A 16,771-nucleotide genomic window follows, 5' to 3' on the forward strand; every position below is an offset into this window, starting at 1 on the left:
CGGAGACGCCCACCATCACGCGCGGAGTGCTCATGCGACCTCCCGGACCAGCGAAAGCGGATGGCGCTGGCCACCCAGGAAATCAGCCACCACCTGCCAGACCAGCGGGCTGCGCAGGCGCTCGCCGTTGCGGCGCGCCTTGCGCTGGCGGTCGATGCGGAAGATGTAGCGCTGGATGGCGCTGTCGGCGCCGCGGGGCAGGATGTCGAAGCGCATGCCCACGCGCTTGATCTCGATGCCGTTGGGTTGGCGCTGCGGCAGCAGGTTGCAGACGACCAGCTCGATCTCCAGGTCCGGGCCGTCGGGCAGCGACAGCACCGCCGGGTAGCGCTTCTGCAGGCTGAACACTGCGCAGTCGGTAGGCACGGCTACCGCCAGGCCGCCGCCGCTGATGTCCACCACCCGCATCGACAGCGCTTCGGCACGGCTCTCGCCGGCGGGGATCAGCAACTGGGGCGAATCGGTGACGGGCGTCTCCAGCCGGTACATCTCACGTCGTTGCAGATGGACCAGTTCGTCCGGCAGAGGGGCACGGAAGGCGACGTGGCCGTCGTTGTCCACGCGCTGCAGTGCCTGCAGGCGGAACCGCACCAGCACGCGTTCGAGCTGGGCAAAGCACAGCAGATGGTCGGCCTGTTCGGCGGCGCGGTTGGACGCCTCCTGCGGGCTGCCATCGAGCAGCAGGGTGTCGTCGTCCTCGTCGAGTTCAAGCAGCGCGGTCGGGAACGAGCGGTCGCGGCCGTCGATATGCGCATTGATCAGTGATCGCTGGTCGATCAGCGATCGCAGCAGCTGCCGCAGCTGGCGCGGATTGCGGACCAGGAAACGTTCGTCAGCGGCATCAGCCGCGTGGACATCATGCACTGCAGTGTCGTTGCCGTCGGACATGGAATCTACGGTCAGGGGCGGGCGCCAGCACGCGTTGGCGCGAGGCTCGATGGGGATATCGGCCACTGTGCCGGATTATGAAGTGAGAATTGCATCACTTTCCATGAGTGTAGGGTCGCGTAAGGGTCAGACCCCTTTCCCGCGGGAAAGGGATCTGACCCCGTGGTTCTGCGTGGATGCCTCCGCGTAGGTCAGAACTCCTGCCAATCGCCGTCCGCAGCCAGTGCTGGCTGCGCCGCCGACCCACGCAGCGGACGAGCAGGGGCGGGCCTGGCAACCGGCGCGGCGGCCGCCACCTGGCGTGGCAGCGGTGCGGTGGTCAGGCGTGTCGGCGCGACGGTGGCGCCCTGTGATGCCAGCCGGAAGCGGGCCACGGCTTCCCCCAGCTGCACGGCCTGGTCTTCCATTGCACGCGCGGCGGCGGTGGCTTCCTCCACCAGCGCGGCGTTCTGCTGGGTGGTTTCGTCCATCTGCACCACGGTCTGGTTGACCTGCTCGATGCCGGCCGACTGTTCCTGCGAGGCTGCGGAGATCTCGGCCATGATGTCGGTCACGCGCTGCACCGAGGCGACGATCTCGCCCATGGTGCTGCCGGCTTGGTGCACCAGGCTGGAGCCTTCGGCGACCTTGCCGACGGAGTCGTCGATCAGGCCCTTGATCTCCTTCGCGGCCGCAGCCGAGCGCTGGGCGAGGGTACGCACTTCGCTGGCGACCACGGCGAAGCCGCGGCCCTGTTCACCGGCACGCGCGGCCTCAACCGCGGCATTCAGTGCCAGGATGTTGGTCTGGAAGGCGATGCCGTCGATGACGCTGATGATCTCGGCGATCTTCTTCGACGAGGCTTCGATGGCCGACATGGTGGTGACCACCTGGCCGACGACCTCTCCGCCCTGCGAGGCGACGCCATGCGCGCCGATGGCGAGCTGGTTGGCCTGGCGGGCGTGTTCGGCGTTCTGGCGCACGGTGGAGGTCAGTTCCTCCATCGACGCGGCGGTTTCTTCCAGGTTGGCGGCCTGCTGTTCGGTACGGCGCGACAGGTCGCTGTTGCCCGACGCGATCTCGCCGGCAGCCAGGGTGATGCTGCCGGCGCTGGCCTGGATCTGGCCGACGATCTGGGTCAGCTGTGCAACGGTGGTGTTGGCATCATCACGCATGCGTGCGAACACGCCGTTGAACTGGCCGTCCATGCGTGCGGTCAGGTCGCCAGCGGCGATCGACTGCAGCAGCTGCGAGAGCTGGCCGAGGTTGCCGTCGGCCACCTGCATCATGCTGTTGAGCTGCTCGATCATCACACGGAAATCGTGATCGAAACGCTGTGCATCACCGCGCTGGCTGAAGTCACCGGCGGCGGCGGCCGAGGCCAGCTGCTGGATCTGCGTGTTGATGGCCAGCAGGCTGGCCTTGGCTGCATCCATCGACTCGTGCAGGATCGCGCGGCTGCCCGGCAGGCGACGTGCGTCCGGGGTGAGGTTGCCGGTGGCGTACTGGTTGAGCACGTCGATGGCATCGCGGATCGCATCGAGGTGCTCGAAGATCACGGTATTGATGCCCCCGGCCAGCTGGCCATACACGCCCGGGAAGTCTTCCGGGATGCGGTGGCTGATGTCCGGGCCAGCGTGCATCTGTGCCATCAGCTGGGTCTGTTCGCTGAAACGGCGAAGCATCGCGGTCATCTCGGCCGTGGCGGCCAGCATCTTGCCGGCTTCGTCCTTGCTGGTGGCCTGGGTGCTGACGCTGAGGTCGCCGCGGGCAACCGCCTGGATGGCATGCACGGCCTTGCCCAGCGGGCCAGTGACGGCGCGCGAGATGACCGTGGCCAGCGCGGCTGCGACCAGCGAAAGCAGCACGATGCAGCCGATGATGGCGATCATGCTGGTGCGGTGGGTGGTATTGGCAGCGGCAATCTTGCCGTCCATCAGGCCGGCGATGTGGGTGCCGAGGGTCTTCATCGCGGCGAACAGGTCACGACGGGCCGGGCGCGACTGTTCGTCGGAGATCTGTTGCGCCAAGGCACCATCGCCGGCGGCCACGGCCTCGCGCATCGCCTTGTTGGCGGCGAAATAGCGCTCCAGCTGCACGTTGGCCGCGCGATAGAGTTCGCGTTCCTTTTCCAGTGCGGGCAGCGCCGAGTACGCGGCCAGTTCGTCATGCACGGCCTTGGCGGTGTCGTCCATGCGCTTGTTGTAGTCGGCAACCTTCTCCGGCTGGTCGAGCATGCTCAGCAGGGCCAGTTCGTAGGTGCGGAACTCGCCCAGCTGCGAGCGTGCTTCGCCCAGGTGCTGGACCGACGGAATATCGTTGCTGGCCATCTCGCCCAGCTGATTGTTGGCCTCGCTCAGGCGCAACAGGGCGAAGGCGCCGAGGACCAGGGTCATCAACGTGGTGAGGGTGAACCCCACGGCCAGCTTGCGGGCGATGGGCAGATCTTGGAACCACTTCATGCAGGGTGCTCCAGGTGGGCAGGGTGCCGGCGTCGGTGCGTCGGCTGGGGGTGGTTGCAGAGCGAACGGGGGTGCCCGGTGGGGGTTCGGTGACGGCCGTCAAAGCGAGATAGCGGCGTGCTGCGGGCGGACTTTATGGACGCAGATCACATTCGGTTGCGTAGGGATGACGACGCGAAAGTGCTGCAGTGGCGGGGCTTTCGCTTGCATGAGGTGGTTGCATGCGCAAGCACGGTGCCGACGGAGTTCACGGATGGGGTGGGGGTCAGATCCCTTTTCCCTGAAAAGGGATCTGACCCGGGGTGGAATGGCGCGCGCAAACAAAAACCGCCGCCCCGAAGGGCGGCGGTTCAGTACACGCATGCAGTATGGGTCAGGCGGCCTGCGGCATCCGCAGTGAACGCACCAGCCCGCCGATGTCGACGATCAGGGCCACGCGGCCGTCGCCGAGGATGGTGGCACCGGATACCCCGCCGATGCGGCGGTAGTTGTTCTCGATGTTCTTCACCACCACCTGCTGCTGGCCGACCAGCTCGTCCACTTCCAGCGCGATCTTCTGGCCATCACCTTCGACCACCACCACCAGCGATTCGCTGCCGGGTGCACGGTTGCCGTAGCCGTAGTACTCGCTCAGCGACAGGATCGGCAGGTATTCGCCGCGCACGCGCAGTACGCGGCCTTCGCCGGCCATGCTGCGGATGTCCTCGGCCTGCGGCTGCAACGCTTCAAGCACATAAGCCAGCGGCAGGATCAGGGTTTCACCGGCCACCGCCACGGTCATGCCATCGAGGATGGCCAGGGTCAGCGGCAGACGGATCAGCGTGCGCGTGCCAGTACCAAGGCTGCTTTCGATCTGCACTTCGCCACCCAGCGCCTGGATGTTGCGGCGGACCACGTCCATGCCGACGCCGCGGCCGGACAGGTCGGTGACCGCATCGGCGGTGGAGAAGCCAGGCTGGAAGATCAGGTCCCAGACCTGCGAATCGGTCGGGTTGTCCGGCACGGCAAGGCCGCGTTCCTGGGCCTTGGCCAGGATCTTGGCGCGGTCCAGGCCGCGACCGTCGTCACTGACTTCGATGACGATGTGGCCACCCTGGTGCGAAGCCGCCAGGGTGATCGTGCCGGTCTCATCCTTGCCCGCGCCGCGACGCACGTCCGGCATTTCCAGACCATGGTCGATCGAGTTGCGCACCAGGTGCACCAGCGGATCGGCGATCTTCTCGATCAGGCCCTTGTCCAGTTCGGTGCCTTCGCCGACGGTGCGCAGGCGGACCTGCTTGCCGAGGCGGCTGGACAGGTCGCGGACCAGGCGCGGGAAGCGGCGGAACACCGCATCGACCGGCAGCATGCGCACGCCGATCACTGCTTCCTGCAGGTCGCGGGTGTTGCGTTCAAGCTGGTCCAGGCCGGCAAACAGGCTCTCGGCGTGGACCGGGTCCAGTGCATGCGAGACCTGCTTGAGCATGGCCTGGGTGATGACCAGTTCGCCGACGAGGTTGATCAGCGCATCGACCTTGTCGACGCTGACGCGGATCGAGGTTTCGGCTTCCTGGCCGCCACCGCTGCTGGCAGCGGCGGCAGGTGCCGCCGGTACAACGGCACCCGGTGTGGAAGGGGCGGGTGTAGCAGGTGCCTCGGTAGCCAGGCTCGGCGGCGCGGCCGGACGGATGTCCAGTTCGCAGTCGTCCAGCACCCAGGCGAAAGTGTCTTCGATCTTGCTGCGCGGCACCTTGCCGACCAGGCCCAGGTCCCACGCCAGGTGGGCCTCGAGCGGATCGAGCTGGGCGAAGCCCGGCAGGCGTTCCATGCGCGCGGCGACCTGCAGCGAACCCAGGTGTTCCAGTTCGCGGATGATGCGCAGCGGGTCGTTGCCGCTCATGAACAGCGACGGTGCTGGGGTGAAGCCGATCTGCCAGGCTTCCGGCGTGTCGTCCACCTTGGCCGCGACGGCAGCGGGGGCGCTGGGTGCGGCCTGGCCGGAAAGCACCGCTTCCAGGCGTGCCTTCACCGCAGCAACCGCAGCGGGATCGGCGGCCTGGCCGTGTTCGGCTTCGCGCAGCAGGGCGCGCAGCACGTCCACCGAAGACAGCATGGCGTCGACGGCGTGGCCTTCCAGTGCCCGCTTGCCGGCACGCAGCTCATCGAGCAGCGTTTCCAGTACATGGGTCAAGCCGGCGATGGCATCGAAGCCGAAGGTGCCGGCGCCGCCCTTGATCGAGTGGGCGGCGCGGAACACCGAATTGATGATCTCCGCGTCCTGCTGCCCCGATTCCAGGGCCAGCAGGCCAGCCTCCATCGCGTCGAGGCCTTCGCGGCTCTCCTCGAAGAAGGTGGCGTGGAAGCGTTGCAGGTCCATGCTCATGGCAGTGGTGGTCCGGAAGCGAAGAGGGGGAGCGGTGGCGGGCGATCAGCCCAGCACTTTCTGCACGGTGGCGACCAGCTGTTCCGGATTGAACGGCTTGACCAGCCAACCGGTGGCGCCGGCGGCCTTGCCTTCGGACTTCTTGTCGGCGGCCGATTCGGTGGTCAGCATCAGCAGCGGGGTGAACTTGTAGTCCGGCAGCTGGCGCAGTTCACGGATCAGCGCGATGCCGTCCATGTTCGGCATGTTGACGTCGGTGACCACCGCATTGAAGCGCTGGCCCTTGGCGCGACCGAGCGCGACCGCGCCGTCTTCAGCTTCTTCGACGGCAAAACCGGCCGAGGTGAGGGCGAAGGACACCATCTGGCGCATTGACGCCGAATCGTCCACCACCAAGATACGTGCGCTCATGCAGCGTTCTCCACAGATTTCAGGTTGTCATGGGTTACGTCCAGGCCCAGGGCCTGGGTGACGCCCAGCAGGCGCGCGGCGTCACGGAAGGTTGCGGTGCAACCGTGGAAGCCGGTGCCCAGGCCTGCCTCGCGGCGGGCCTGCACGAACGCACACAGCACCTGTACGGCGGCCGTGTGTATGCGGGCGACCTGGCTTGCATCCAGGGTCAGCTCGCCTGCCTGCGCCACCAGCGGGGCGAGGCGGTTCTTGAGCTCGGTGCTGCTCTCGATGCCGAGATCCTCACCCAGTTCGACAGTGCTCATCGTTGCTCCGGACAAACGGTTCCGTGATCCATAACGGCACCCCGGCAGGGTTCTTTAGGGGAATCGACGCGGTGCGTCGATGCGGTCGCTGTTGAAAAGGGGACGGAGGGGATTGAGTCGCAATCGACCTGGCTTTACTGCAGCCGCCCTCGGCAACGGCGACCGCGCAGTGGGGACGTAAGGTGTTGATCCAGCGGATCAACGCCTTGCGTCCCCGACAGGCACCGCGTCGGCGCAAAGCGCCGAGCCACTTGCGACTTAATCCCCTCCGTCCCCTTTTTTCCGCTCAGCTCAACAGCCGCGTGGCATCCAGCAGGATCATCGGGCGCTGGCTGACGCGGGCCACGCCACGGAACAGGTCGTTGGAGATCTGGCAGATGCGTGCGGTATCGGGCGGTTCGATCTGCGAGTCGGTGAGGTTGGCAACGTCTTCCACTGCCGACACGCGCAGGCCGATGGTTTCGCCGTCTTCTTCCAGCACCACGATACGGGTCTGCGAATCGTCCTCGGCGGCTGCGGCGCCGAGGTGCAGGCCAAGGTCCATCACCGGCACCACCTGGCCTCGCAGGTTCATGATGCCCAGCATGGCCGGCGCAGTGCCGCGCAACGGCAGTAGCGGCACTGGCAGCACCACTTCCTGTACTTTCAGCAGTTCCAGTGCGTAGGCCTGGGTGCCGCAGCGCAGGCGCAGCCAACGTGAGGTGCGCTCGCCGGCACGGCGGTTCTGTGGGTGTGGGCTGCGGGCCGGCTGGTGGGCCTGGGCCTGCAGTTCCTGCCAGTTGCTGGGACGGCTGCTGGCGGGGGCATCCACGGCCACGCGCGGTGGCGGCGCGGCGGCCGGGGCAGGGCGTTGCGCCTGCGCTGCAACCGGTGCTGCGACCACCGCCGGCGGCGGCGTGGCAACGTCCTCGCCACCGGCAGCGGCTTCGAACGCTGCCTGCAGGCCGGGGCTGTCGGTGTGGGCGAGTCGATGGCTGTCGGCCGTATCGGTCTCGTAGATCACTTCGTCCGGCAGGTCGTCCCAGGTGGGTTCCGGGCCCGCCTTGGTGGTGGCGGGAGCAGGGGCCGTCTCGTGGATCACCTCGTCAGGCAGGTCATCCCAGGTCGGCTCGCGCTCGGGGGCGGCGACAGGCATTGCGGCGGCCTCGAAGGCGGCCTCCAGTGCTGCGTCGTTCTCTGTCGCGGCAGCAGCAACAGTCTCCGTTTCGTAGATCACTTCGGCGGGCAGATCGTCCCAGGTCGGCTCGCGCTCGGTGGTTGCGGCCGCCTCGAAAGCGGCTTCGAGCGCGACGTTGTCCACTGCAGGCGCCGCGGCGACGGTCTCGGTTTCGTAGATCACCTCGGCCGGCAGGTCATCCCAGGTCGGCTCGCGTTCCGGTTCCGACGCACTGGCCGAAACCGGGGCGGCGCTGTCCGGCGTTGGCAGTACGACGGCTGCCGGGGCGATCGCTTCGCCCAGCAGTTCGTCCAGATAGTCGTCCAGTGCGCCGGTGCTGTTCATGCGGCCTGCTCCAGGGCACGGGCGTCCTCGCCGAGAATCCAGTTCAGGGCACGGCGGTAGGCAGCCAGGCCGCGGCCCGGGTAGTCCTCGCCGACGCTCGGCAGGGTCAGGCCGGCGGCGTTGCTGATGCGGGTATCAATCGGAATCGCGTCTTCCCACACGCGGCTGCCGTGACGATCCTGCATCGTGCGCAGCGACTCGTTGCCTGCGCGCGTGCGGCGGTCGAACAGGGTCGGCAGGATCGAGATCGGCAGCGGGCGGCGGCGCGAACGTTCGACCATCTCACCGGTGCGGACCATGCCATCCAGGCCGTGCAGGGCCAGCGGTTCGGCCTGGGTCGGGATGATGAGGCGATCGGCAGCCGCCAGCGCATTGATCATCAGCAGGCCGAGGGTCGGCGCGCAGTCCAGCAGGATGTAGTCGTGCTGGCCCTGGTGGCGCGCGAGTGCATTCTGCAGGGCCAGGCCGAGACCGGGCTGGTTGGCGCTGCGGCGCTCCAGTGTGGCCAGTGCGGACTGTGCACAGACGTAGTCCAGGCCGTGGATGTTGCTGGCATGGCACAGGCTGGAAAGATCGGCCGGCGGTGCGCCGAACAGTTCCAGCACGCCGGCCGGCGGCGGATCCACCGGCACGCCGAAGGCGCGGCTGAGCGAGGCATGCGGATCGAGATCGATCAGCAGCACGCGATGACCGAGCGCGGCCAGGCCGCGGCCGAGGGCGAGGGTGGTGGTGGTCTTGCCGACTCCGCCCTTCTGGTTGGCGACTGCCCAGATGCGCATCGGATTACTCCTTCATTGCCGGGGGAACGGCGGCGCCGACGCGGCTGCCAGCCGGCACCGGCGGCAACTTCACCGGTGCGATGGGGGAGGTGGGGGCGCTGGCCGGAGTTGCGGCGGCCTGTTCGGTAGCGGTGCTGTCGGTGGCTCCGGTGGCTGCGTTCAGGCGCTGGCCGATCGGGTCCACCGAATGCGAGGTGTCGGCCAGGATGATGACCATCACCCGGCGGTTGCGGTTGCGCCCCTGCGCGCTGTCGTTCTCTTCGCGCGGGCGGAACTGGCCGTAGCCGACCATCGCCAGCCGCGACGGCTGCACGCCCTGGTCGGCGAACAGGTGCACTACGCTGGCGGCGCGCCCGGCCGACAGTTCCCAGTTCGACGGGAAGGTGGAAGTGGCGATCGGTACGTTGTCGGTGTGGCCTTCCACGCGCACGCTGTTGGGTACATCGCGCAGCACGTCGGCCAGGCTGGCCAGGGTCTGCCGCGCGTGCACGTCCAGCGCGGCCGAGCCGGTCGGGAACAGGATGTCGCTGTTGATCTCGACTTCGATCCACAGCTCGGTACGGCGCACGCTGATCATGCCGCGGTCGATCAGCGGTGCGAGTGCGGCGGTCAGGCGGTCGGCAATGCTGTTGAGCTGGCGCTCGGCGCGCGCGATCTGTTCCTGGTTGTGCACCGAAACAGGCATGCGCATCTGCGAGGCCATCGACGGCAGCAGGGTCGGGTCGTGCGACGGTGCCGGCGCCGAGGGCCCGATCTTGGTGCCGGACTTGATCACCGACGGGCTGTCCCAGCCGCCGCCCTGCACCTGCTTGTTGCCGACCTGTACCGGATTGATGGTGCGCGGCGCGCCCCCGAAGGCATCGGTCAGCGCGTCGGCCATGATCCGGTACTTGCCTTCGTTCACCGAGGAAATTGCATACATGACCACGAAGAAGGCGAGCAGCAGCGTCATCAGGTCGGCATAGGGGATCGCCCATGCTTCATGGTTGGCGTGCTCTTCGTGGTGCTTGCGGCGGGCCATGTCAGTGCAGGAAGCCGGAGAGGTTGGTTTCGATGTTGCGCGGGTTCTCGCCCTGCGCAATGGAGATCAGGCCTTCGATGACCATTTCGCGATCGCGGGTGTTGTGCGAGATCACACTCTTGAGCTTGGCGGCGATCGGCAGGAACAGCAGGTTGGCCGAGGCGATGCCGTAGATGGTGGCGGTGAACGCGGCGGCGATGCCGTGGCCGAGCTTGCTCGGATCGGCCAGGTTCTTCATCACCGCGATCAGGCCCAGCACGGCACCGATGATGCCGAGCGTCGGCGCGTAGATGCCCATCGCCTCGAAGACCTTGGCGCCGGCCTGGTCCTGGTGTTCTTGGCTGCCCAGTTCGATTTCCAGCATGTGCCGCATCGACTCCGGTTCGACGCCGTCCACCAGCAGCTGCAGGCCTTTGCGCAGGAACGGGTCCTGCTGTGCTTCCACCTGCGATTCCAGGCCCAGCAGGCCCTGGCGGCGGGCGATGTTGCTCCACTCGACGATCTGCTGGATCAGTTCGCGGCGGTCGCTGTGCGGCGGGCGCACGACCCAGCGCACGATCTTGAACGCGTGCTTGAACACTGCCGGCGAGGTGTGCAGCAGGATCGCGGCGATGGTGCCGACGATGACGATCACGAATGCCGCAGGCGACCACAACGACGCCAGGCCGGCGCCCTTGAGGATGCTGCCGCCGACCAGCGAGGCCAGGGCGAGAAAGAGTCCAATGAGGCTGAGTCTATCCATGGGTCCGGTATCGGCTTGTGTGAATGGGACTTGAGACACCGGGAGGTTGTGTACAGACGGTAGTCACAGTTTTCGGGTCGCCGGGCACGGCCCGGCGCTAGCCTGCAGGGCCGTTTCCGGTAGCGCCGGGCCATGCCCGGCGGGCTTCAGCGCAGGCCGTCCACATCCAGGATCAAGGCCATGCGACCATCGCCGATCAAGGTTGCACCGGCGTAACCGCGCAGGCCGCGCAGGGCTTTCGGCAGCGGCTTGATGACCACTTCCTCACGCCCGCGCACCTGGTCCACGACCAGGCCGAACCGGGCTTCACCGGCCTGCAGCACCACGATCGTCAGCAGGGTCGATGCGGCGGGCGTCACATCCAGCCACTGGCGCAGATCGACCAGTGGCAGCGTGTGCGAGCGGCGGTCAAGCACGGCGCGTCCATCGAACCAGCCCAGCGAGGTGCGCGGCGCGTGCAGCACTTCCATCACGCGCGCCAGCGGCAGTGCATACACATCGTCACCGGCCTGCACCAGCAGGGTCGGCAGGATCGCCAGGGTCAGCGGCACGCGGATCATGAAGCGGCTGCCACGACCCAGCTCCGACTGGATCTGGATCTGGCCGCTCAGTTCGCGGATGCGTGACTGCACCACGTCCATGCCGACGCCACGGCCGGAGATGTCGGTGACCTGCTGCTTGGTCGAGAAGCCGGGCAGGAACACCAGGTGCAGGCACTCCTCGCTGCTCAGGCGGGCAGCCGCTTCCGGATCGATCAGGCCCTTCTCGCGCGCCTTCGCGCGCAGCTTTTCCGGGTCGATGCCGGCGCCATCGTCCTGCACCTCGATGCTGACGTAGTCGCCTTCCTGCTGCGCCGACAGGCGTACATGGCCCATCCGCGGCTTGCCTTGTGCTTCGCGCAGATCGGGCATTTCCACGCCATGGTCGATGGCGTTGCGGACCAGGTGCACCAGCGGGTCGGCCAGCGCTTCGACCAGGTTGCGGTCGAGCTCGGTCTCGGCGCCGATCAGCTCCAGGTCCACTTCCTTCTTCAGCGAGCGGGCGACGTCGCGGGCGACCTTGGGGAAGCGCGAGAACACCTTGCCCACCGGCTGCATGCGGGTACGCATCACCGCCGACTGCAGGCGCGCGGTGGCGATGTCCAGGGTGGACACGGCGCGGTCCAGTTCCTCGTCGCGCAGGCGCGCACGCAGGGTCTTGAGCCGATTGCGCGACAGCACCAGTTCGCCGATCAGGTTGACGATCGCGTCCAGGCGCTTGGTGTCCACGCGCACGGTGTGTTCGGCTTCGGCCAGCGGCTTTGCGGCAGGCTTGGCAGCAGGGGCGGGTGCGGTCGGCCGTGAGGCAGGTGCCGGGGCTGGCGGCGCGGCGGCAACCGGCTTGGCACCCGGTGCGGCGCCACCGTGCAGCTGGTCCAGCAGGGATTCGAATTCGTCTTCGCTGATCAGTCCGTCGTCGGCCTTCTTCGCCGGCGTGACCGCGGTCGGTGCGTTGCCGCCGTGCAGCTGGTCGAGCAGGGCCTCGAATTCGTCGTCGGTGATCAGGTCACTGGCACCCGCAGAGGGTGCTGCTGCGGCGGCGGGTGCAGCCACGGCGCTGCCATGTACGTCGAACTGGGCGATCAGGTCCGGCGGCGCATAGCCGGGCTCGGTGCCGGAAGACACGGCATCCAGCATCGACTGCAGGTAATCCAGCGATTGCTGGGCCGCGTCGAAGTGGTGGGCCTGCAGCACCGCCTGGCCGGCACGGGCGGCGCCCAGCGCTTCTTCAGCGGCGTGGCACAGCTCGACCATGGCGGTGACGCCGAGGAAGCCGGCACCGCCCTTGAGCGTGTGGTAGCCGCGGAACACCGCGTTGAGCTGATCGCTGTCCTGCGGTGCCTGCTCCAGCGACACCAGCTGTTCGCCGAGGCGATCCAGGATCTCCTGCGCCTCGATGATGAAATCGGCAGTGATGTCGTCGGAAACCGCGCTCATGCTTACAGCCCCAGATCCGACAACAGATCGTCGGCGTCGTTCTGCGAGACCGCGTGGCGGTCCAGTCCTTTCAGTGCCGGCCCGGCCAGTTCCGGGTCGGTGCGATGCTGTTCCGGTGGCAGGCCGAGCGCGCCGAAGCCTTCGTGCACGCGGCGGACGATGCCGACCACGCGACGGATGATCTGCCCGGTCAGGTCCTGGTAGCTCTGGGTCAGGGCGATCTCGGTCAGGTTGTGGCGGATGCGCTCGAGCTGCGCGTCCTGGCCAGGCTGCAGGCCTTCGGCGCGCAGCTGCTCGGTCAGGCTGCGGCATTCCTCGGCCAGGTCCAGGGTGCGGTGCGTGGCCTGTTCGGTCATCGCCACCACGTGGTCCAGGCGCGCGCAGGCATCGTCCAGTTCACCGGCTTCGCTCGGCACGGTCGGCAGTTCACCCAGCGCCTGTCCCAGCTCGCGGGCCAGCCGCGAGAGGCCGCTCATCATCGGCTGCGTGCGCAGCGCGACCAGTCCGTCGATGCGCTGCCGCCAGGCGGCCTCGTCACCGGACTCCAGTGCGTCCAGGGCTTCCTGCAGGCGCAGGGCGAGGGCGTTCTTGTCGACCGTGGTATCCATCAGGCGCTGGCCGCCAGGCGTTCGAAGATCTTGCCGAGCTTCTCTTCCAGCGTCTGCGCGGTGAACGGCTTGATGATGTAGCCGTTCACGCCGCTCTGGGCGGCTTCGATGATCTGCTCGCGCTTGGCTTCTGCCGTGACCATCAGCACCGGCAGGGTCTTCAGCTTGGCATCGGCACGGATCGCCTTGAGCAGCTCGATGCCGGTCATCACCGGCATGTTCCAGTCGGTGACCACGAAATCGAACGGCTGGCTCTGCAGCAGCGACAGCGCAGCATGCCCGTCCTCGGCTTCGGCGGTGTTGGTGAAGCCCAGATCGCCCAGCAGGTTCTTGACGATTCGACGCATGGTCGAGAAGTCGTCGACGATCAGGATGCGCATGTTCTTGTTCAAAGCAGAATTCCTTTGTTGTTCATTCCGGACGGCCGGGGGCAGCCGCCTCGGGGATGTTCATTCTTCGAGGCCAGCGTCGGCAGCCTCGAACAGCTTCAGCCGGCCACGCAGGCGCAGTACCGCCTGGCCGTGGATCTGGCAGACCCGCGACTCGCTCACGCCGAGCACCGCGCCGATCTCCTTCAGGTTCAGTTCCTGCTCGTAGTACAGCGACAGCACCAGCTGTTCGCGCTCGGGCAGGTGGCCGATGGCCTTGCCCAGCTCGCGGCCGAACTCGCCGCGCTCCAGCACCTGCTGCGGGGTCGGGCCGCCCTGGGCCACGGTGTCCAGCTCGCCCTGGTCCTCGATGCGCGATTCAAGGCTCAGCACCTGGCCACGGGCAGCGTCTTCCATCAGCCGCAGGTACTCGGGCAATGGCATCTCCATCGCGGCGGCCACTTCGGTGGCGCTGGCGGCACGGCCACTGCTCTGTTCCAGGCGGCGGATGGTGGCGGCGGCATCACGTGCACGGCGGTGCACCGAGCGCGGCACCCAGTCGCCACGGCGGATCTCATCGATCATCGAACCGCGGATGCGGATCGAGGCGTAGGTCTCGAACGAAGCCCCCTGGTCGGCGTCATAGCTGCGCGAGGCTTCAATCAGTCCCATCATGCCGGCCTGGATCAGGTCGTCGACCTCGACGCTGGCCGGCAGGCGTGCGGCCAGGTGGTGGGCGATGCGCCGCACCAGGTCCGAGTGCTGGGCGATGACCTCGTTGGCCGCCGAGCGCTGGACTTCCCTGTACTGGGCTGCGCCTTTCATGCGGCCACCCCTCGCTGCTTGAGGATGCGTTCGAGGAAGAATTCAACGCCGCCGCGCGGTTCGGTCGGCGCCTGCCAGCGGGCGGTACGGCGCGCGATCTCGGTGATCGCAAGCGCTGCCGGGCTGGACGGATAGGCCTTCACCACCGGCTGCTGGCGCTGCACCGACAGGCGCAGCCAGTCATCCTGCGGCACACAGCCCAGGTAGTTCAGCGAGACATCGGCGAGGAACTTCTCGCAGACGCGGGTCAGCTTCTCGTACAGCACGCGGCCCTCGTTCGGGTCGCGCACCATGTTTGCCACCACCTGGATGCGGTCCACGCCACGTTCGCGCGACAGCACCTTGATCAGCGCATAGGCGTCGGTGATCGAGGCCGGCTCGTCACAGACCACCACCACGGTGTCCTGCGCGGCCTGGCAGAAGGTCAGCACGCCGTCGGTGATGCCGGCGGCGGTATCGACCACCATGATGTCCAGCTCGCGTTCCAGCTCGGAGAACACGTTCACCAGACCCACGTGCTCGGCCGGGGCCAGTTCGGCCATGTGGCGGCGGCCGGATGCGGCCGGCACCACCAGCACGCCGTTCGGGCCTTCGACGATGACGTCATCCAGCGAGCAGCGGCCGGCGACCAGGTCGGCCAGCGTAAAGGTGGGGTTCAGCCCCAGGATCACGTCGATGTTGGCCAGGCCAAGGTCGGCGTCCAGCAGCAGCGTGCGCTTGCCCATGCCGGCCAGCGCCACGGCCAGGTTGGCCGACACGTTGGTCTTGCCCACGCCGCCCTTGCCGCCGGTCACGGCAATGGTGCGCACAGGGCCGAGCGGCTCGCTGCGGGTGGCCGACAGCGGGAAGGTCTTGGTCAGCTTGGCGTACTCACGCGACGGCATGGTTCAACTCCGGGTTGCAGGGCATATCGGCCGCTCGGCGCAAATCTTCAAGGCGAAGTACAAGATTGGCTGCACTGGCCCGGTGCAGGTCCTCCGGGACGTCCTGGCCATCGGTCACCCAGGTGATCGGCAGGGCGTGGTCCACGGCCACCGACAGGGCGTTGCCGAAGCGGCCGGTCTCGTCCAGCTTGCTCAGCACCAGGCCCTGCAGGTTGGCCGCGCCGAAGCGGCGCACCACCTCGTCCATGTCGCCGAAGCTGGTGTTGGCCGGCAGCACCAGCAGGGTGCGGACCTGGCGGGCGGCGCGCAGCCACTGCAGCTGGGCGGCCAGCGCACGGTCGCGCGGACCCAGGCCGGCGGTGTCGATCAGCACCAGCTTGTAGTCCTTCAGGCGCTCCAGCAGCTGGTCCAGGTCGGTGCCGCTGTTGGCCTCGTGCACGGCGATGCCGAGCTGGCGGCCGTAGCCATACAGCTGCTCACGGGCGCCGATGCGGGTGGTGTCGGTGGTGACCAGGGCGACGTCGCGCGGCGCGTGCTTCTCGGCGAAGCGGGAGGCCAGCTTGGCGATGGTGGTGGTCTTGCCGGCGCCGGTCGGGCCGACCAGGGCAATCACACCACCTTCTTCCAGCGGGTCGACCGGGGCGATCGGCAGCTTGCGCGAGATCAGCCCCAGCATCAGGCCACGGCCACGGTGGGCTTCGGTTTCCAGCGGGATCTGCATGGCCACGTCGCGGGCAAGGCCGGCATCGAAGCCATACTCGTCCATCAGGTCCAGCGCGGTGGCGCGCACCGGGCAGCCGCGCAGGCGCTCGTCGGTGAAGCGGTTCATCTCGCGCTCGATCACCTGGCGCATGCCGGCCACTTCCTGGCGCAGCTGGCGGATCTCGGCGTCGTCCTGGGCGACCAGGGTCAGCGCCGGGGCCGGGGCCAGCATGGGGGCCGGGCTGGCTTCGCCGGCGGCTTCGACCGCTGCCGGTTCGCTGGCGGCGATCTCGCGCTGCGCTTCGGTCACGGCAGCGGTCGGCAGCGGCGGCGGCTGCACGGCCGGGGCCGCGCTTTCGTGATGCGCCTCGTGCGGCGGGTCGATCTGGAAGCGGGCGCGGTTGGCCGGTGCAGGGCTGGCGGGTGCCGGTGCGACGATGGCCTCGGCGAACGGGGCGAAGATCTGTTCCGGCAGCGCCGGTTCGTTGACGGTGGCGCGCGCCAGGGTGGCGGCGAAGCCGGTGCTGCCACGGGTCGGCACGATCTCGTCGGCACTGTCCAGGGTGCGACCAGTGGCGCCGACCGCAGCGCGGGCGAGGGCGGCTACGGCCGAGGTGGTGGCGGCGACCGGTTCCGGTGCCGGGGTGCTGTTGCGGCGGCGGGTGACGGCGGCGATTACTGCATCGGCGGCCGTGCGCGGCTTCGGCGCCGGCGGCGGAGCGATGTCACGACGCGAGGCTTCCAGTGCACGCTGCACGGCGCTCTCATCGTAGTTGGCGGCGGCGACGATCTCGATGCCTTCCTCGATCCGGCGGTTGGACAGGATCACGGCGTCAGGACCATGTTCCTTGCGCACCAGGTTCATGGCCGAGCGCATGTCGGCGGCGACGAATCGTTTGATTTTCATGCTGTGGTCACGGGACGAAGACGGCGGGGTGGCGGTCGGGGAACTCGGGTG

15 protein-coding genes are annotated in these 16,771 nt (G+C 67.9%); all 15 read right to left on the reverse strand.

Going from position 1 to position 16,771, the window contains the following annotated elements; genetic code table 11:
• Positions 1 to 30 precede the first annotated feature (30 nt).
• Complete coding sequence (locus ACJ7C5_RS05850; protein WP_412703309.1) at positions 31 to 888, reverse strand: flagellar regulator YcgR PilZN domain-containing protein; 858 nt, start codon at positions 886 to 888, stop codon at positions 31 to 33.
• A 191-nt stretch (positions 889 to 1,079) separates the two neighbouring features.
• Positions 1,080 to 3,329, reverse strand: coding sequence for a methyl-accepting chemotaxis protein (locus tag ACJ7C5_RS05855; RefSeq protein ID WP_412703310.1), 2,250 nt, complete (start codon positions 3,327 to 3,329; stop codon positions 1,080 to 1,082).
• A gap of 373 nt (positions 3,330 to 3,702) precedes the next feature.
• The gene (locus ACJ7C5_RS05860; RefSeq protein WP_412703311.1) at positions 3,703 to 5,691 is read right to left on the reverse strand and encodes a chemotaxis protein CheA; all 1,989 of its coding nucleotides are present in this window, start codon (positions 5,689 to 5,691) and stop codon (positions 3,703 to 3,705) included.
• 45 nt (positions 5,692 to 5,736) lie between these two features.
• A complete protein-coding gene (locus ACJ7C5_RS05865) occupies positions 5,737 to 6,102 on the reverse strand; it encodes a response regulator (protein WP_005409521.1) in 366 nt (121 codons plus the stop codon).
• Positions 6,099 to 6,407, reverse strand: a complete 309-nt coding sequence (locus ACJ7C5_RS05870; RefSeq protein WP_005409522.1) for an STAS domain-containing protein — start codon at positions 6,405 to 6,407, stop codon at positions 6,099 to 6,101. Before ACJ7C5_RS05870 ends, ACJ7C5_RS05865 begins: the two co-directional genes overlap by 4 nt.
• Before the next feature lie 286 nt (positions 6,408 to 6,693).
• Positions 6,694 to 7,908 (reverse strand): chemotaxis protein CheW, encoded by a 1,215-nt coding sequence (locus ACJ7C5_RS05875; RefSeq protein ID WP_412703312.1) that lies wholly within the window; start codon positions 7,906 to 7,908, stop codon positions 6,694 to 6,696.
• On the reverse strand, positions 7,905 to 8,687 hold the full coding sequence (locus tag ACJ7C5_RS05880; RefSeq protein ID WP_088025875.1) for a ParA family protein: 783 nt from the start codon (positions 8,685 to 8,687) through the stop codon (positions 7,905 to 7,907). The genes ACJ7C5_RS05875 and ACJ7C5_RS05880 overlap by 4 nt, the downstream gene beginning before the upstream one ends.
• A gap of 4 nt (positions 8,688 to 8,691) precedes the next feature.
• Positions 8,692 to 9,708 carry a flagellar motor protein MotD gene (gene motD, locus ACJ7C5_RS05885; protein ID WP_412703313.1) on the reverse strand — a complete coding sequence of 339 codons (1,017 nt, stop codon included), beginning with the start codon at positions 9,706 to 9,708 and terminating at the stop codon, positions 8,692 to 8,694.
• Position 9,709: 1 nt separating this feature from the next.
• Positions 9,710 to 10,450 (reverse strand): flagellar motor protein, encoded by a 741-nt coding sequence (locus ACJ7C5_RS05890; RefSeq protein WP_006442919.1) that lies wholly within the window; start codon positions 10,448 to 10,450, stop codon positions 9,710 to 9,712.
• A 146-nt stretch (positions 10,451 to 10,596) separates the two neighbouring features.
• Complete coding sequence (locus tag ACJ7C5_RS05895; protein WP_412703314.1) at positions 10,597 to 12,426, reverse strand: chemotaxis protein CheA; 1,830 nt, start codon at positions 12,424 to 12,426, stop codon at positions 10,597 to 10,599.
• A 2-nt stretch (positions 12,427 to 12,428) separates the two neighbouring features.
• Positions 12,429 to 13,034, reverse strand: coding sequence for a protein phosphatase CheZ (locus ACJ7C5_RS05900; RefSeq protein WP_006442968.1), 606 nt, complete (start codon positions 13,032 to 13,034; stop codon positions 12,429 to 12,431).
• The gene (cheY, locus tag ACJ7C5_RS05905; protein ID WP_006365466.1) at positions 13,034 to 13,426 is read right to left on the reverse strand and encodes a chemotaxis response regulator CheY; all 393 of its coding nucleotides are present in this window, start codon (positions 13,424 to 13,426) and stop codon (positions 13,034 to 13,036) included. The genes ACJ7C5_RS05900 and cheY overlap by 1 nt, the downstream gene beginning before the upstream one ends.
• A gap of 57 nt (positions 13,427 to 13,483) precedes the next feature.
• Positions 13,484 to 14,227 (reverse strand): RNA polymerase sigma factor FliA, encoded by a 744-nt coding sequence (locus tag ACJ7C5_RS05910; protein WP_049401180.1) that lies wholly within the window; start codon positions 14,225 to 14,227, stop codon positions 13,484 to 13,486.
• Positions 14,224 to 15,111: a MinD/ParA family ATP-binding protein gene (locus ACJ7C5_RS05915; protein ID WP_005409532.1), complete on the reverse strand. Its 888-nt coding sequence runs from the start codon at positions 15,109 to 15,111 to the stop codon at positions 14,224 to 14,226. The genes ACJ7C5_RS05910 and ACJ7C5_RS05915 overlap by 4 nt, the downstream gene beginning before the upstream one ends.
• Positions 15,098 to 16,720, reverse strand: coding sequence for a flagellar biosynthesis GTPase FlhF (gene flhF, locus ACJ7C5_RS05920; protein ID WP_412703315.1), 1,623 nt, complete (start codon positions 16,718 to 16,720; stop codon positions 15,098 to 15,100). Before flhF ends, ACJ7C5_RS05915 begins: the two co-directional genes overlap by 14 nt.
• Positions 16,721 to 16,771 lie beyond the last annotated feature (51 nt).

The sequence above is a fragment of the Nocardiopsis yanglingensis genome (assembly GCF_045809185.1).
GTDB classification, from domain to species: domain Bacteria; phylum Pseudomonadota; class Gammaproteobacteria; order Xanthomonadales; family Xanthomonadaceae; genus Stenotrophomonas; species Stenotrophomonas yanglingensis.

What these genes read in the sequence shown, in the direction of transcription:
- ACJ7C5_RS05900 (WP_006442968.1), bottom strand. Translation starts at nt 13,034, where the DNA reads ATGGATACCACGGTCGACAAGAACGCCCTCGCCCTGCGCCTGCAGGAA.
- ACJ7C5_RS05870 (WP_005409522.1), bottom strand. Translation starts at nt 6,407, where the DNA reads ATGAGCACTGTCGAACTGGGTGAGGATCTCGGCATCGAGAGCAGCACC.
- ACJ7C5_RS05860 (WP_412703311.1), bottom strand. Translation starts at nt 5,691, where the DNA reads ATGAGCATGGACCTGCAACGCTTCCACGCCACCTTCTTCGAGGAGAGC.
- ACJ7C5_RS05890 (WP_006442919.1), bottom strand. Translation starts at nt 10,450, where the DNA reads ATGGATAGACTCAGCCTCATTGGACTCTTTCTCGCCCTGGCCTCGCTG.
- ACJ7C5_RS05915 (WP_005409532.1), bottom strand. Translation starts at nt 15,111, where the DNA reads ATGCCGTCGCGTGAGTACGCCAAGCTGACCAAGACCTTCCCGCTGTCG.
- motD (WP_412703313.1), bottom strand. Translation starts at nt 9,708, where the DNA reads ATGGCCCGCCGCAAGCACCACGAAGAGCACGCCAACCATGAAGCATGG.
- ACJ7C5_RS05855 (WP_412703310.1), bottom strand. Translation starts at nt 3,329, where the DNA reads ATGAAGTGGTTCCAAGATCTGCCCATCGCCCGCAAGCTGGCCGTGGGG.
- ACJ7C5_RS05850 (WP_412703309.1), bottom strand. Translation starts at nt 888, where the DNA reads ATGTCCGACGGCAACGACACTGCAGTGCATGATGTCCACGCGGCTGAT.
- flhF (WP_412703315.1), bottom strand. Translation starts at nt 16,720, where the DNA reads ATGAAAATCAAACGATTCGTCGCCGCCGACATGCGCTCGGCCATGAAC.
- ACJ7C5_RS05895 (WP_412703314.1), bottom strand. Translation starts at nt 12,426, where the DNA reads ATGAGCGCGGTTTCCGACGACATCACTGCCGATTTCATCATCGAGGCG.
- ACJ7C5_RS05880 (WP_088025875.1), bottom strand. Translation starts at nt 8,687, where the DNA reads ATGCGCATCTGGGCAGTCGCCAACCAGAAGGGCGGAGTCGGCAAGACC.
- ACJ7C5_RS05875 (WP_412703312.1), bottom strand. Translation starts at nt 7,908, where the DNA reads ATGAACAGCACCGGCGCACTGGACGACTATCTGGACGAACTGCTGGGC.
- ACJ7C5_RS05910 (WP_049401180.1), bottom strand. Translation starts at nt 14,227, where the DNA reads ATGAAAGGCGCAGCCCAGTACAGGGAAGTCCAGCGCTCGGCGGCCAAC.
- ACJ7C5_RS05865 (WP_005409521.1), bottom strand. Translation starts at nt 6,102, where the DNA reads ATGAGCGCACGTATCTTGGTGGTGGACGATTCGGCGTCAATGCGCCAG.